Origin of the sequence: Nitratireductor luteus, from assembly GCF_026162365.1 — a bacterium.
Classification (GTDB): Bacteria; Pseudomonadota; Alphaproteobacteria; order Rhizobiales; family Rhizobiaceae; genus Chelativorans; species Chelativorans luteus.
Genome location: NZ_JAOANW010000025.1, coordinates 1 through 15531 on the forward strand (window position 1 = coordinate 1; position 15531 = coordinate 15531).

A 15531-nucleotide genomic window follows, 5' to 3' on the forward strand; every position below is an offset into this window, starting at 1 on the left:
GGACGCTCAAAAGATGGGACTGCCTCATTCTCCTGATCCTATGCTGGGAGGGCAATGCGCCGATCCCGTAGAGAAGCAAGGGCCTGCGAAAGACGTCGATGCCGGGCATATGGAAAGGCTCGAAGCGATTGACCTGAACACGCCGAATAGAGAAGGGTTGAGTAGCTAGCGCGGTCATGATTCCGAATTGGGCGTTGAAGGCCTGTTCGGAGAGATCTTATGTGGAGCGTCACGCACCTGCGCGGGGTGACGCAGCAAGCGGCCGGCACCTCGCCGCCACCGCCGGTGCTTACCGGTCCTCCACGTCATCGCTCAACGAGATTAAAACGGGTGTGGACGTTGTGATGTCGTCTGTCAGCATCAACGAGACGACACCACCCTCACCTTCGTGGCCAGCGGCCCGGTATCGCCTATTTCTTCCACGTAGTGGACCTCATCACCCGGCCGCAGCTTGTCGAAGTCGCCTTGCAGCATGGCGTTGCGGTGGAAATAGAGAGAGCCGCCCTCCTTCGTCAAAAGGAATCCGTGATCCTCCCCAGGGTAGACCTGCGCCACCTGCCCGAGAAACTGGTTCTGGCTGTCGTGGTGGCCGGCCTTATTGCGCCCTTCGCGCGCCTCCTTGAATTGGGCGAGACGGTGCTCGGCAATGGCGAATGCGTCGTTGATGGCGTTCCCGAGTTCCGGGGTCTGGTAGCGCAACTGCAGGCGGTCCGGCTCGTAAGCGACCACAAGAGGTGATGTTCCGGGGAGGCTTATCTCGATGCGGACGACGGGTGGAACCGTGCCTTCGGCACCCCGCGCCCGCTGGTCCACTGTCACGCGGCAGCCAATGATGCGGTCATACAGATCCTCCAACTTTGCCACCCTTGCCCGGATCTCCTGCTCGGCCCAGTCGGATTTCTCGGCTTTGTGAAAGGCAATCTGCAGCGGAATCTCCATGCTGTCCTCATGCAAGCGGTTCCGGCGCCTTTTCGCCGTACAGTCGCTCCAACGCGCACAAAACGGACTTGTTCCCGCATATCGGGCCGGAACTCGCCGACCATTGCGGTTGCAATCACCTCTTTGCGGGCAAGCCCATCCACGTCCGGCGTCGGGAGCTCGATGACGCGGACAGCGACGAGGACGAATACCCTATCCGCGAGTGGGCCGATGCGCCCGCCGTGAGGTATGTGCCGGTCGACGGGGAATTTGTGCTGCTTCCCGGGCTCCGGCTCGTCCCGGCGCCAGGCCATACAGCCGGCATGCAGGTGGTCGTGGTCGAGGCCGGCGGGCGCGCCCGGTCGTTGTTGGCGGCGACGTGGCGATTTGGTTTGGCGAACTTGACGAGCCGCACACAGAAGGCCAGCTACGGGTGCTCGTGCTCGACCCCGAGTTGGTCTGGCTCGCGCACGAGCATAAGCCGCGGCGACCGCGCACCGTGTAAGGCATCACGCCGGCGGTCTCTGGGCGGATGGGGCAGGCGCATATAAAGTCTGATTGCCCTGGCGCAGACCATATTGCATTGCGCTTCGGTCGCGCGGTGCTTGGGAGGAGAATGAGAGTATGGCTAAGCTCGTGTTCGGAATGAACCAGTCCCTGGACGGCTATGTCGACCATATGGCGTTTGCGCCAAGTCCCGCGCTCTTCCGCCACTTCATCGAGGAGGCTCAGGGGCAGGCTGGGAGCGTGTACGGTCGCCGAATGTATGAAATCATGCGCTACTGGGACGAGGACCGTCCTGAATGGGATGCAGAGCAACATGCCTTCGCGGCGGCGTGGCGGAATCAGCCGAAATGGGTCGTCTCGCGCTCGTTGAAGTCTGTCGGTCCCAACGCCAGACTTGTTGGGGATGATCTTGAGCGCGCGATCCGCGCGTTGAAGGCCGAGCGCGACGGGGAGATCGAAGTTGCTGGCCCGGATCTGGCGCAAAGCCTCACCGAACTTGGCCTGATCGATGAGTATCGAATCTACCTGCACCCCGTCGTGCTTGGTCACGGCAAGCCATATTTCGCCGGACCCCGGCCGCCACTCCGCCTTATGACTAATGATCGGGTTGGCGAGGATGTGATCAGGTTGACCTACATTCCTGCTTGATCTCGCGACTCGCCGGATGGAATCGATGAAGTTGGCCCAAAGCGACGGAAACGGCCCGCTTTGGTGGCGAACCCCGACGACATGGCGCGTGCATAAAGGCAGCTAGGCAGACCGAATGGGGAGTCGCAGCCCTACCGATGTCGGCGCTTACTCGACGGAACCGCGTTCCACCAGCGGACATTCCACCTTGATTTGCGTCGGCCCCACCTGAAGGCCGCCGGCGGCATCGATCAGAAGCTCAGCGGCGATCTCGCCCATTTGGTAGTGTGGTAGCACCATGGTGGTTAGCGGCGGGCGAGTGAACTGCGCGATCTCGCGGTCGTCGAAGCCGATGACGGAGACATCTCGGGGTACCTGCAGCCCCAACTCGCGTAACGCATCGAAACAGCCGACTGCCATCATGTCGTTGGCGCAGAATATAGCGTCGGGCGGATTGGCCAGGCTCATCAAGACGCGCGTCATCTCATAACCTGACGAGGGCTCCCAATTGCCCCATTTGGCAAGTTCCGGATCGAACGGGATGTCATTGCTCGACAGAGCCTGGCGGTAGCCCTTGAGCCGGTCGCGGCTGGCGTCCAGACCCTCCTGTCCGTTGATGAGGCCGATCCGCTGTCTGCCGGCCTGGATCAGCCGTTCCGTCGCTACGCGGCCACCGACCAGTTCTCCCGGCAAGACGGAGGGTAGCCTGCGCTTGGCGTCATAGCAGTTAAGCAGCACCGTACGGTGCTCGAACAACTCCTGCAACGGCTCCATGCGGCGCGTCAGAATCGTGCCGTAGATAACGCCCAGAAGCTGCCGACCCATCTGGTTGAGGACCATCGCCTCGGTCTCCGGGTCACCCCGGGTCACGGCCATGCAGATGGTCAGGCCGTATTCGAGCGCCTTCTCGCGGGCACCGTCGAACGCAAGCGCCATCCAGGGATCGGTCGCGACTTCGTCGGCGATGAAGGCGATGAGGGTCTGGTCCGCCGGCATGCCGGGCTTGCCACGCCGGACGAGCCTGTAGCCGAGTTCATCCGCGGCGTGCTTCACTCTTTCGCGTGTGGCATCGCTGAGCCGCACGCCCGGAGTGCCGTTCAGCACGAGCGAGACCGTCGCCTGCGAAACACCCGCCCTGGCGGCGACGTCCATCATCGTCGGTTTGGCGCGAGCGCCTCCGCCTTGTTTTTTGTTTAGAATGCGGTCCACGGTTGCTCAAATCTCCTGTTTGTTCTTTCGTCTGCTACTCTTGAGCGGGGCGGGCTGCAAGCGGTGTCAGGCCGTGTGCGGTCAACCTTGACCCCGCCAGCTGCGGACGCGGTCGAAGGCCACGGCTATCACGATGAAGCAGCCGATGAAGGCGCCCTGCCAGAAGGTGGAGATGCCGAGCAGGATCAGCGAATTGCGGATTACCTCTATGAGCAGTGCGCCGACGACGGCTCCGAACACGGTTCCTTCTCCGCCCGCGAGGTTCGCGCCGCCGATCACCGCGGCAGCAATGACCGTGAGCTCCATCGCCGTCCCCAGATTGGTCGTGACGCTGCCAAGCCAGCCCACCATGAGGATGCCGGCGATACCGGCGGTGAAGGCGGAGAACATGTAAACGCTCACCTTCATCCCGCGCACGGGAATGCCGGTAAGGACCGCTGCGTTCTCGTTGCCGCCGATGGCGAAGACATGCTGACCCCAGCGCGTCCAATTGTAGACGAAGCTCATGACCGCCGTGAGGATGACAAGGACGATCACCGGATGCGGAATGCCGAAGGTCGAGCCGCCGCCCAGCCAGAGCAGCAGGTCGTGGTCGGGCCCGAACTCATAAATCATCTTGTTGTTGGAAAGGACGAGCGCCATTGAGCGGGCGAAGGACAGCATGCCCAGGGTTACCACGAAGGGCGGCATGCCGACGAAGGCGATGAGGATACCGTTGACCAGCCCGACCAGGAGGGCGGCGCCGATCGCGAAAAGCGCGGCCGCCCAGAGCGGAAAGCCGGCCTCCATGGTCGCGCCGACGACGACGGCGGAAAGCACCACCGATGCGCCGACGGAGAGATCGATGCCGCCCGAAGCGATCACCGTCGTCATGCCGATGGCGATGATTGCGACGAAGGCGAAGTTGCGGGTGACGTTGAACAGGTTCCGCTCCGTCGCGAAGGTATCGGTAAGCACAGACAAGGCCCCGCAGGCAAGGACCGCCGCAAGGAAAATCCAGAAGACCTGAAGGCTCATGATGCGCGAAAGCACCGAGCGATGCTGGCTCTGTCCGATTGCTTGTTCGAGTGTCGTTGTCATTGATCTTCCCTTCATGCAGCCTCGATCGCGCCCGTGATCAGGCCGGTCACCTCCTCCGGCGAGCTGTTGGCGGTGGGCTTGCAGGCGACAAGCTCTCCGCGCCGCAGCACGGCGATCCGGTCAGAGACGCCGAAAACATCCGGCGTGCGATGGCTGATCAGGATCACCGAAATGCCGCGGTCCCGCAGACGCCGGATCAGTTCAAGCACCTCGGCCACCTGCCGCACCGAAATGGCTGCGGTCGGCTCGTCCATCAGGACGACCTTGGCATCCGCCAGCAGCGTCCTGGCAATGGCAACCGCTTGGCGCTGGCCGCCTGACATCTTGCGCACGAGATCGCGCGGGCGGGTCTCGGACTTCAACAGTGCGAACAACTCGCCGGCGCGCCGGTGCATCCTCCCGTAGTCGATGATGCGCAGGGGTCCGAGGCTGCGCCTGAGTTCGCGCCCCAGATAGACATTGGAGGCTGCGGTGAGGTTGTCGCAAAGCGCGAGATCCTGGTAGACGATCTCGATGCCGGCTCTCTGCGCATCCTTCGGGTGATGGAAGTCGCGGGACTCTCCATCGAGTTCTATATCGCCGCTCGAGGGCCGGAAATTGCCGGCGATGATCTTCACCAGCGTCGACTTGCCGGCGCCGTTGTCGCCCATCAGGCCCAGCACCTCCCCTTCGCGGACCGAAAGCGATACGTCGTGGAGCGCGCGTATCGCGCCGAAATGTTTGCTGATTCCGGTCAGCTTCAGCCTCTCAACCACGGCTCCTCCTCCCTCGCATCCTGACGTCAGGCTCGTGACATCCCAGAAATAGTTGACGAACCTCTATTAGTAAATATTATCATTGCAAGCTAGGGAGGAGATTTATGAAGCTGCTTATAACTGGAGCGGCGGGCAAGGTTGGCTCGCACTTCCTCCCGGCCTTTCTGAGCGAGCACCGGTTTGCGGAGTGGCAGGTCGCGGCCCTCTGCCACAATCGCGGTCTTCCCGCCGCGCCCCGGGTAAGCGTGATCCACGGCTCGCTGTCAGACCGTGGCAGCGTGGAGGCGGCGATGTCGGGCATCACCCATGTGGTGCACATGGCAGCGGTCAAGGAAACGCCCGAACTTGCCATGGATGTCGGCGTGAAAGGCATGTTCCATCTGCTCGAGGCGTTTCGCGCATCTCCAACCGCGCGCCAGTTCATCCTGATCGGCGGCGACTGCTCCGTCGGCCACATCTTCCATCGCTACGACAGTCCGGTGACCGAAGACTCGCCACGCCGGGCCTATCCCGGCTGCTATGCGCTGACGAAAGTCATCGAGGAGGTCATGCTCGAGCAGTACCAGATCCAGTACGGGATCAACGGCTGCTGCCTGCGGGCACCCTGGATCATGGAGAAGGACGACTTCCGCTACGCGCTGACCTTCGGCGAGAACCAGTTCGGCGGTCCGCCCTGGACCGAACTCATGCCCAAGGAGGACGTCGCGCGCCTGTCGCGGCAGCGGGCCGTACCCTTGATGCTGGACGATGCCGGCGCGCCGCTGAAGCGGAACTTCGTCCACGTCTTCGATGTCGTGAGCGCGGTTTTGGCTGCGCTCGATAATCCGGCTGCCACGCAACAACTCCTCAACGTCGCGATGGATGAACCCGTCGATTATAGCCGTGTCGCCGGATATCTGCAGGCGACGCGCGGATATGCGCCGGTCGAGATCCGCACGCGCTTCTTCAGCAACTGGCTGGACAATGCCAAGGCCCGGCTGAGGCTCGGTTGGCGGCCTCGTTACGATGTCAAGGCGCTGATCGAGGACGCATGGAACTATGTGCGGGCGGAGGATGACCCGCGCAAAGTGTGGTACCCGGGCTGAGCGCCCGGGGCCGATGTCAGGAGCCCCAAAGGGAGGAGAAAAGATGATCAAGATCAAAAGATTGGCCTATGCCGCCGCGCTGTTCGCGCTGGTCGGCGGCATGGCCCAGGCCCAGGACAAGGAGACGCTGGCAATCGTCGTGAAGGGGCTCGACAACCCCTTCTTCGAGCAGATCAACCTTGGATGCCAGAAGTGGATGGCGGAAAACCCGGACAGCAAGTACGAATGCCTCTACACCGGCCCCGCCTCTTCGGCGGACGAGGCCGGCGAGGTGCAGATCGTCGACGACCTCCTGACCCGCGGCATGGCGGCGATCGCCATCTCGCCGTCCAATGCTCCGGCCATGGCAAACCTGATCGGCAAGATCAAGCCGGATGTCCCGGTCATGACGATCGACGCCGATTTCCTCGAGAAGGACCGGGACCTGCGGGCCACCTATCTCGGCACGGACAACTACCTGATGGGCGTGAAGATGGCCGAGGAGACGGTGAAGCTCAAGCCGGAGGGCGGCACGGTCTGCCTGCAGCTCGGTAACGTCGCAGCCGACAACATCAACGCCCGTGCCCAGGGTTTCCGCGACACGATCGCCGGCGAGGAGAACGTCGACCGCCTGACCGGCCAGAACGGCTGGACGGAAATCGAGGGATGCCCGGTCTTCACCAACGACCAGGCCGACCTCGCCAACCAGCAGATGGCCGACACCTTCACCGCCAATCCGGACCTTGATGCCTTCATCCTGGTGGGCGGCTGGGCGCAGTTCGCGCCACAGGCCTACGCCCAGGTGACCGACCAGGTGATGGACAAGTTGAAGGCCAAGGAACTCATCATCATCGCGGGCGACACGCTGCCTCCGCAGACCAAGGCCTTCCGCGAAGGCCGGAGCCATGCCCAGGTCGGACAGCGCCCGTTCGAGATGGGCTACCGCGCCCCTGACGTGATGATCCAACTCATCAACGGCGAAGAAGTCGAAGACCCGCTCTACACCGGCCTGGACGTGTGCAACCAGGAAGATCCGGGCTTCTGCGCCGAGAATTGATCGCGGCTGGAGCATGATCCCAAGCCGGGCCGCTTGCGGCCCGGCTTTTTTCATTGGCCCCGGGCAACGCGGCCGGGTTCAGGCCTCCGCCATTTCCGCCGGAAACACACCGACATTCAGTGCCGTCCCGCCAAAGACCTGCTTGATAATTTCTTCTTGATTATATTAGCTAAACATGACTTGATAAGGCGCTGGAGGAGGCCGGTGTCTGCTGCTAATCGAAGGGAGGAATCATGAAGACCGCACAGTTTTTTGGGGCCATCGCGCTTGCGTCGGTGCTCAGCACGGGCGTTTACGCCCAGGACAAGCCGCAGCTCGCTTTCGTGGTGAATGCAGCTTCGGATTTCTGGAAGCTCGCCGAGGCCGGCATGAATGCCGCGCAGAAGGAGCTTCCGGGCCACGCGTTGCAGTTCCGCTATCCCGCGCAGGGGACGGCGGCGCTGCAGAATGCATTGATGGACGATCTCGTCGCGGCCGGGACCGACGCCATCATGATCTCGTCGGTGGACCCGAAGACCTCCATCGACGCATTCAACCGCATCGCCGCCCAGGTGCCGCTGTTCACCACCGATAGCGACGCCCCGCAGAGCAACCGCATCGCCTATATCGGCTCGTCCAATACGGCGGCCGGCGTGCAGGCGGGGGAACTCGCCGTGAAGGCCCTGCCCAACGGCGGAACCTGCATGGGGTTCGTGGGCTTCCTCGGGGCCGACAATGCGGTCGAACGCATCGCCGGCTTCCGCCAGGCGGTGGAGGGACACGGGATCACGCTGGTTGACGTGCGCGCCGATGACGTCGATTTCGCGCGGGCGCGGGCCAATGTCGACGACGTGCTCGTGGGCAATCCGGAGGTCGACTGCATGGTCGGGTTCTATTCCTACAATCCGCCGATGATCTACGAGGCGCTGCAGGCGGCGGGTAAGTTGGACAGTATAACGGTCATCGCCTTCGATGAGGACCCGGTGACACTCGGTGCCGTGCGGGCGGGCCATTTTGCCGGCACGGTGGTGCAGGACCCCTATCAGTGGGGCTATCAGGGCATGAAGCTGATAGCGGCCTATCTGGAAGGCGACAAATCGGGCGTTCCCGCCGACGGATTGATCATCGTTCCGACAAAGGTGATCGAGAAGTCGAGCGTAGACGCTTTCGAGGCCGAGCTGCGGGAGCGGATCGGCAAATAGGCGGGCCTCCCGTCGCCTGGAGCCGTGCGGGAGCGCTTTGCGGCGGGCCCGCACGGTTTCACTGTGCCAGGCGACACCAATATCCGCTAGGAGCGATGCAACCACGATGACTTCAGGTTTCGCCATCAGCCTATCGGGGATTTCGAAGTTCTATCCGGGCGTCGTCGCCCTCGCCGGTGTCGATCTTCGTATCCTGGCGGGCGAGGTGCTGGGTCTGATCGGTGAAAACGGCGCCGGCAAGTCCACCCTCATGAAGGTGCTCGGCGGAGGCATCGCGCCAAACGGAGGCACGATCGCGATAAACGGAGAGTGCTTCGCCAGGCTGACGCCCGCCGAGGCAATGGCAAGGGGCATCGCCTTCGTCCACCAGGAGCTCAATCCGTTCACCAATCTGGATGTTGCGGCAAACATCCTGCTCGGCCGGGAGATCGCCACGGGGCCGTTCCGGACGCTGGACCGGAAGGCGATGGCGAGGGCGGTTCAGCCGATCCTGGATGTGCTCGCAGCCCCCTTCGGCCCTCACGACCCGGTTTCGGACCTGTCGCTCGCCGAGCAGCAGCTGCTGGAGATCGCGCGCGCCCTGTCCATCGATGCGCGGCTCGTGATCATGGACGAGCCGACGTCCAGCCTTACCTTGTCCGAGACGAACCGGCTGCTCGACGTCATCCGCGGGCTGAGCTCGCGCGGCGTAGCCGTACTGTTCATCAGCCACCGTCTCAACGAGGTCGAGGCGATCGCCGATCGGGTGAGCGTCCTGCGCGACGGGCGCAACGCCGGCGAGCTCGCCGGCGGCGAGATCCGGCGCGACAGCATGATCGGCATGATGATCGGCCGCGACCTCAACCAGTTCTACGAAAAGCGGAGGCATGAGCGACAGGCGCCGGTTCTGGAGCTGAGGAACGTCGGCACGCGTGCGTTCCCGAGGGCGCGCGCCAATCTCACCGTCCACAAGGGCGAGATCGTCGGCCTTGCCGGGTTGGTAGGCGCCGGCCGCACGGAACTTGCACGCGCTGCCTTCGGCATCGATCCGGTCATCCACGGCGAGGTGCGGCTCGACGGCGCATTGCTGCCTCCGATGTCCGTGGCAGCGGCGATTGCGGGTGGCATGTGCCTGGTGCCGGAGGACCGGAAGGGCCAGGGCCTGCATCTCGATTTCTCCCTGGTCAGCAACATCGCGCTGCCAAGCCTCGGGGCTCTGTCCCGCGCGGGAACGGTCATCCAGTCACGGGAGCTGGCGTTGGCGGAAACCGCCCGCAACCCGCTGGGGATCAAGACATCGTCTATGCGCGGCGTCGCCGCCGAGCTTTCGGGGGGCAACCAGCAGAAGGTCGTGCTGGCCAAATGGCTGGCGATGCAGCCGAAGCTTCTGATCGTCGACGAACCGACCAGGGGCATCGACGTCGGCGCCAAGGCGGAGGTTTATCGCCTGCTCCAGGCGCTTGCGGACGAGGGCGTCGGCATCCTGATGATCTCCAGCGACATGGAGGAGGTGATCGGCGTGTCGGACCGGGTCGCCGTGATGTGCGGAGGCGATATCGCCGGTATCCTGTCGTCGGACGAATTGACGGAGCGCCGGATCTTGAGTCTCGCGGTAAGCTGAAAGGGGACGAGTAATGCACAAGAAGGATCTGGGGCTGGCGGTGCTGATCCTCGTCGTGGGCGGGGTCGTCGCGATGATCAATCCGCGGTTCCTGTCGCCGGTGAACCTGGCAAACACGGCGAATCTGATCGGCCTCTTCGGCATCTTCTCCATCGCCGAGGCTTTCGTCATCGTGACGGCCGGCATCGAGCTGTCCGTCGGGTCGGTGATTGCGCTCATGGGCGTCATCTTCGTCGACCTCATCATCAACCAGGGTGTCCCCTGACCGCTCGCCTTCCTCATCGTGCTCGCCATCGGCGGCGTTCTCGGCGGCATACACGGCTGGCTCGTCACGCGCATGCGGCTGCAGCCTTTCGTGGTCACGCTGTGTGGCCTTCTCATCTATCGCGGGATCGCCCGCTTCTATACGGCGGACGCGACCGCGGGCTTCTCCTTCGGCGACAATTTTCCGGAACTTACCTGGGTGATCACCGGCCGCACGGGCGGTGTGCCGCACTCCATCCTCGCGTTTGCAGCCATCGCTGCAGTCGCCTGGTTCGTCATGCACAGGACCGTGTTCGGGCGACACCTCTTCGCGGTCGGCAAGAACGAGGAGGCCGCGCGCTTCGCCGGCATCAACACGGGCAGGACGATCATCGCCGCCTATGTGATCTGCCTCGTGCTGACCGGCATCTCGGCGGTCTTCTTCGCCATGTACACGCGCTCCGTCCACCCGGCCTCGCACGGAAATTTCTATGAGCTCTACGCGATCGCCGCAGCTGTTCTGGGCGGCTTTTCACTGCGCGGTGGGGAGGGGTCCATCATCGGGGTCGTCTTGGGCGTGATCCTGCTTCAGGTCCTCCAGAACCTGGTCAACCTCTTGGGGATACCGTCCTCGCTGAACTTCGCCGTGATGGGCAGCGTCATCCTGATCGGAGTTCTAGCCGATAACCAGATCTCCAAATATCGCGACCGAAGGCGCCAGGCGAAAATGGTATCATCCTTTTTTGGGCATTCTGAAGGTGCATCCCTGAGTGCAAACCGGAAGGATCCCGCGGAGACGCAAGCGTAACGTCAAACGGTGCTGTCAGACGGATTCGGACCAGTCTTTGTTGCGAGCAGTCCGGCCAGCTCGCCCACTCAGCGCATGACGGTGCGCATCGCCCCAGTTTCCGCCAAGCCCGAGCCGAATGCAGTGGTTGAACAAGTTCGTTGCCGCGCGATCAGGCGACGGGCCTCGTCGACCCGTACCGCGACCATAGCGCGGATTCAGGTGGACATGCGGGCAACGATCTCAAAGCCGATGTCCACGATGTTCTCCGTCGGAGCACCGCCGTCGAACCGGCCGAGGATCGCATCGGCCGCCCGCTGACCAAGCTGGTCGCGATCGACGTGTACCGTCGTCAAGGCGGGCTCCAAGTGAGCGGCGAACTCTTGGTCGCCGAAGCCGATAATCGCTAAGTCGCGCGGTATCGAAATGGCGCGCTTTTGCGCCTCGATCATGACACCCTGCGCCAAGGCGTCTGAACTGCAAAAAATCACGCCGGTGCCAAAGCCCTTTTCGTCAAGCAGAACGGAGAGCGCATCGCGACCGGCGGCTATGCTCGCGGGACCAGCGCAATTGTGCTCGGCGATCTGTTGCCCGCCAAGCTCCGTGAACCGTTTGGCGAAGGCATCGCGGCGACGGTGTGCGCGCTCGTCATTGGCCGTAACCGTGCCTGCACGCTCGAACCCGTTTTGCCGCGCGAAATCCGCCACTGCGCGGCCGGCTTCGGCGTGAGAGAAACCCACACACATCTCTATTGGTGTGTCGGTGACGTCCCATACCTCGACGACGGGGATGTCGGCGCCGAGCAGCATCCGGCGCGCACGCGCCGTGTGCCGAATGCCCGTCAACATGATTGCGTCCGGACGTCGCGAAAGATGGGTCTCGATGACCTTTTCTTCCTGCTTCAGGTCGAAGCCGGTTTCCGACAAAAGGATTTGGTATCCAGCATCACGAAGCCTGTCTCCAAAGGTTTTTACGAATGACGAGTAGACGACGTTCGTGATGGACGGGACGAGCGCGGTAATGAGTCGGCTGCGCTGCGAGGCCAGCGCCCCAGCAATCGCGTTCGGCACGAATCCGGTCTGTTCGATAGCCTCATTGATCCGCCTCAGCGTCTCGCCGGAAACCTTCGAAGGATCGCTGAGCGCACGCGACACGGTTACCTGGGACACGCCGGCGATGCGCCCGACCGTCTCCATGGTCACCCGTCCGGCCGGGCGGCGGGTGCCGTGCTGATGCGGCTTCAATTCCCCCATACGCTTCCGTACCTCCAGACAATGCGTTTTTGGTTCATACAGGGTCAGACGCCCCTGCGGCCAGACTTTCTCGACTGTCTCTTGCCATTCTCGAAATGAGGGCCGACATTGCGATCGAGCCGATGATGAGCACCCATAAGACGACCGCAATCCAGCTCTTTGTCACGAAGACGGAAAGGTCGCCGAAGGATTCAATGCTCTTGACGAAGTAAACCTCTGCCGATGGTCCCAAGATGAAGCCGATGATGAATGGCGCAATCTCGATGCGCATATGCAAGGCGATCCAGCCAAAGAGACCGAATATAGCTAGCGTCCATACGTCGAACATGATCCCGTAATTGATCGTGTAGGCACCGATTACGCACATCATCAGTATGACCGGGAAGAGGATGTGCTTCGGCACCGTGACGATGAGTGCAACATAGCGGATCGCGAAGAACATCATGACGAACATCGCGACGTTCGCGATCATCATCGCGAAGATCATGGCGTTCCAGGTATCCGGATTGTTGCCGATGAAGAGCGGGCCGACCTGGATGCCCTGGAGCGTGAAGGCCCCGATCAGCAATGCTGTGGTTGAATCGCCTGGGATGCCAAGGGAAAGCAGTGGCACGAGCGCACCGCCGGTAAGGCCGTTGTTACCCGATTCTGACGCGATAATTCCCGCCGGCTCCCCCTTGCCGAATCGCTCCGGGTGCTTCGAGAACGTCTTTGCGCTGGTGTAGGACAGGATAGACGCTGCCGATCCGCCGACTCCGGGCAGAATGCCGACGAAGGTCCCGATGCCCGAGGAGCGGATGAGATTGACGATCTGCCCCCTGAAGACGGAGAACGAGAACCGCGAGGAGTCGCCGATCTTGACCTGGTCTCGGGACAATCCGCGCGGAATGCCGATTTCTGCCTCGTACAGAATGGCGGTCAGGCCGAATAAGGCGATTAGCACCGGCAGGAGGGAAAAACCGCTCTCCAACCAGTATTCCAGCCCGGGCGGGATGAGCCGGTGCTTGCCATTGCCGCCATCCGATATGTCGTAGGTACCAATCAGGCTGATGAAGATGCCGAGGAAGCCGGAGAAGACGCCGATCAGCATGTTGTTCGAAAGTGCACCCATCACGCTCAATGCGAACAGGATGATCAAAAACTTCTCGACATAGGAGAAGCGGATCGCGAAGTCCGCCAGCACAGGCGCGAAAAGGAACAGTATGCCGAGCGAGACAAGGCCGCCCACGAGCGACGACACGATCCCGATCTTCAGGGCTCGCTCCCCTTCTCCCCGCTGCGTCATCGGGTATCCGTCGAATGTGGTCGTGATCGAGGATGGCGTTCCGGGAATATTGAGCAAGATCGCAGGGACGAGCCCGCCCGAGATGCCACCGACGTAAAGGCCGAGAAGCAAGGCAAGGCCGTTCTCGAGGCCAAGTGGATAGGTCAGCGGCAGGCAGACCGCGACGGCCATGGTCGCCGTCATCCCGGGAATGGCGCCGAAGACGATCCCGACCAACGTACCCGCAACGACGAGCGATAGAAAAAGCGGCGTGATGAACGCGAGGAATTCCATGGCTTCAGCGCCTCAAGGCAGCGTGAGGAAGAACAGGTCGGTGAAGAGCCACCAGACCAGCGTCGGGCTCACGACGGCGACAACCCCGATGGTCAGAATGGAACGGATGTCGCGGTCGTGCAGGAAAAGCACGCCGGAGAGAAAGACGAACGGAATCGAACAAAGGAGAAAGCCCATACCGGTGTTCGGCCAGATGTTGCCGACCGGCACCATTAGCGAGAAATAAACCAAGGTGAGCGCGATCGTGCCAAAGAACCGGACTTTGTCCATCTTGCCTAAGACCTCTGCCCAATACGTACCCGACGCGGCAATGCGGCGGCGATCGCGGATAACGATCACTATCCCGAGCAGGGTGAGGACGCAGGCAATGATCGTCGGAAAAACGAGATGCGACGTCTCAAAATCGACCGTCACTTTCGTCAGGTCACCCATGCGCTCCTCCACACGGCTCGGTCGACAGGGATGCGGCCATGGCCGGCCGCATCCCTGCTTTCATGTTGGTCAATCGCTCAGTTGGTCGTGATTTCGGCGATCACGTTCCTGTACGTGTCGCGCTTCGCCTCGAGATGCGCCCGCGCTTCATCGGAAGGCAGGAAGTTCGGAATGAAGAACGCTTCCTTTTGGCGGTTCTGGATTTCGCCCTCTTCGAAGATCTCGGCCAGCGCCGTGTCGATCTGCTCCACGATGGCGTCGTCCATCTCCAAGTTGTAGAGGAAGAAAAACTCCTTGTCGAAAGTAAAGTCCTCTCCCTCCATCAGCGGCACGCTGGTTTGCGGCGACGCGTACTGAAGCATCTCGTCTCGCGTCGTATCGCCCATGCCCTGCGCCGGAGCCTGTTCGAGAGTCGCTGGACGCGCCGTTATCCACACGAACTCCATCGCCTTCCGGTCGTCTTCAGGAAGTTGAGTGAACTGCTCGTTCGCCTGGATCGAACCGTTGATGACGTCGGCAAGATCGTCCCACATCGCCTGGTTCTTGTCCGACTGCGAGCCGGTGTTGACCGCAACGATGTTCTCCTCGGAACCGGGTGACCGCAGTTTTGCTGCGTTCTTCATGGCCGAGAACCCGATCTCGGACACACCACCCGGCTGAATGGCGACGCGCACCTTCTCACCGGCCTCAGCCGCAGCAAGGATGTCTTCCATCGATCCGTATTTCGAGCCCTTGGGAACGAGGTAGGCGTTCCCCGGGTTGATCGCGACGGTCGGACCGATCTTGTAGCTCGCAAATGGATCCTCGTAACCCTGGACGCCGTAAAGATTGCCCAGATAGGACTGGTCGTGGAAGATCATCAGCGTTGTGCCGCGGCTGTCGCGCTCGAGCGCCTTGAAGGCCTCGGTCGCGCCGACCGCATCCACTTTGATGTTGATGCCAAGCTTCTCGGACAGCGCACCAGCCACGATCGCCGAGTTCTGATAGGTATCGCCACCGGTCGACGTCGAACCGATTACGAGACGCACATTGCGCGGCAGTTCTTGGGCCGTCGCTGCGAAGGATGTTGCGGTGAGCGCCGTCGCGCCGACCACCGCAAGGACAAGCCTGCGAGTGAAAGTCATGGAACTCCTCCCGTTCTGCCCGACCAGCGGTCAGGCTTTGAAATTTCGGCCGCAAGAGCCGGCACATGCGGATCAATGTATGCGCATACATTAGGTGGCATTCTTCGCATGAGATTGTCAATACCAATGCGTTGCC

At 62.1% G+C, this 15531-nt stretch carries 13 protein-coding genes and 1 pseudogene; 6 read left to right on the plus strand and 8 right to left on the minus strand.

Translation table 11 applies throughout. The features are described from left to right. Window positions 1-360: 360 nt before the first annotated feature. Entirely contained in the window at window positions 361-939 is a 579-nt protein-coding gene (locus tag N1058_RS23150; protein ID WP_265519953.1) for an HPF/RaiA family ribosome-associated protein, read from the minus strand. Window positions 940-1542: 603 nt separating this feature from the next. Here N1058_RS23150 and N1058_RS23155 point away from each other — a divergent pair. Further along, the gene (locus tag N1058_RS23155) at window positions 1543-2073 is read left to right on the plus strand and encodes a dihydrofolate reductase family protein (RefSeq protein ID WP_265519954.1); all 531 of its coding nucleotides are present in this window, start codon (window positions 1543-1545) and stop codon (window positions 2071-2073) included. 147 nt (window positions 2074-2220) lie between these two features. Here N1058_RS23155 and N1058_RS23160 read toward each other — a convergent pair whose 3' ends face one another. The 3 genes from N1058_RS23160 to N1058_RS23170 form a co-directional block, all read right to left on the minus strand. Beyond that, window positions 2221-3261 (minus strand): LacI family DNA-binding transcriptional regulator, encoded by a 1041-nt coding sequence (locus tag N1058_RS23160; RefSeq protein ID WP_265519955.1) that lies wholly within the window; start codon window positions 3259-3261, stop codon window positions 2221-2223. 81 nt (window positions 3262-3342) lie between these two features. After that, complete coding sequence (locus tag N1058_RS23165; RefSeq protein ID WP_265519956.1) at window positions 3343-4341, minus strand: ABC transporter permease; 999 nt, start codon at window positions 4339-4341, stop codon at window positions 3343-3345. A gap of 11 nt (window positions 4342-4352) precedes the next feature. Beyond that, a complete protein-coding gene (locus tag N1058_RS23170) occupies window positions 4353-5126 on the minus strand; it encodes an ATP-binding cassette domain-containing protein (RefSeq protein WP_420848038.1) in 774 nt (257 codons plus the stop codon). A gap of 74 nt (window positions 5127-5200) precedes the next feature. On the opposite strand from N1058_RS23170, the gene N1058_RS23175 reads away from it, so the two are divergent. The 5 genes and pseudogenes from N1058_RS23175 to N1058_RS23195 all read left to right on the plus strand — a co-directional run bounded on the left by N1058_RS23175 (window position 5201) and on the right by N1058_RS23195 (window position 11049). Beyond that, on the plus strand, window positions 5201-6181 hold the full coding sequence (locus N1058_RS23175) for an NAD-dependent epimerase/dehydratase family protein (protein ID WP_265519958.1): 981 nt from the start codon (window positions 5201-5203) through the stop codon (window positions 6179-6181). Between the two features lie 43 nt (window positions 6182-6224). Continuing rightward, the gene (locus N1058_RS23180; RefSeq protein WP_420848037.1) at window positions 6225-7217 is read left to right on the plus strand and encodes a substrate-binding domain-containing protein; all 993 of its coding nucleotides are present in this window, start codon (window positions 6225-6227) and stop codon (window positions 7215-7217) included. Window positions 7218-7450: 233 nt separating this feature from the next. Beyond that, window positions 7451-8398: a sugar-binding protein gene (locus tag N1058_RS23185; RefSeq protein WP_265519959.1), complete on the plus strand. Its 948-nt coding sequence runs from the start codon at window positions 7451-7453 to the stop codon at window positions 8396-8398. 106 nt (window positions 8399-8504) lie between these two features. Then, complete coding sequence (locus N1058_RS23190; RefSeq protein WP_265519960.1) at window positions 8505-9998, plus strand: sugar ABC transporter ATP-binding protein; 1494 nt, start codon at window positions 8505-8507, stop codon at window positions 9996-9998. A gap of 13 nt (window positions 9999-10011) precedes the next feature. Next, window positions 10012-11049 (plus strand): annotated as a pseudogene (locus N1058_RS23195) (ABC transporter permease). Between the two features lie 197 nt (window positions 11050-11246). On the opposite strand, the gene N1058_RS23200 reads toward N1058_RS23195, so the two are convergent. The 4 genes from N1058_RS23200 to N1058_RS23215 all read right to left on the minus strand — a co-directional run bounded on the left by N1058_RS23200 (window position 11247) and on the right by N1058_RS23215 (window position 15395). Continuing rightward, the gene (locus N1058_RS23200) at window positions 11247-12281 is read right to left on the minus strand and encodes a LacI family DNA-binding transcriptional regulator (RefSeq protein ID WP_265519961.1); all 1035 of its coding nucleotides are present in this window, start codon (window positions 12279-12281) and stop codon (window positions 11247-11249) included. Window positions 12282-12315: 34 nt separating this feature from the next. Beyond that, window positions 12316-13839 (minus strand): tripartite tricarboxylate transporter permease, encoded by a 1524-nt coding sequence (locus N1058_RS23205; protein ID WP_265519962.1) that lies wholly within the window; start codon window positions 13837-13839, stop codon window positions 12316-12318. A gap of 12 nt (window positions 13840-13851) precedes the next feature. Continuing rightward, the gene (locus N1058_RS23210; RefSeq protein WP_265519963.1) at window positions 13852-14271 is read right to left on the minus strand and encodes a tripartite tricarboxylate transporter TctB family protein; all 420 of its coding nucleotides are present in this window, start codon (window positions 14269-14271) and stop codon (window positions 13852-13854) included. Window positions 14272-14348: 77 nt separating this feature from the next. After that, entirely contained in the window at window positions 14349-15395 is a 1047-nt protein-coding gene (locus N1058_RS23215) for a type 2 periplasmic-binding domain-containing protein (RefSeq protein ID WP_265519964.1), read from the minus strand. Between the last annotated feature and the right edge of the window lie 136 nt (window positions 15396-15531).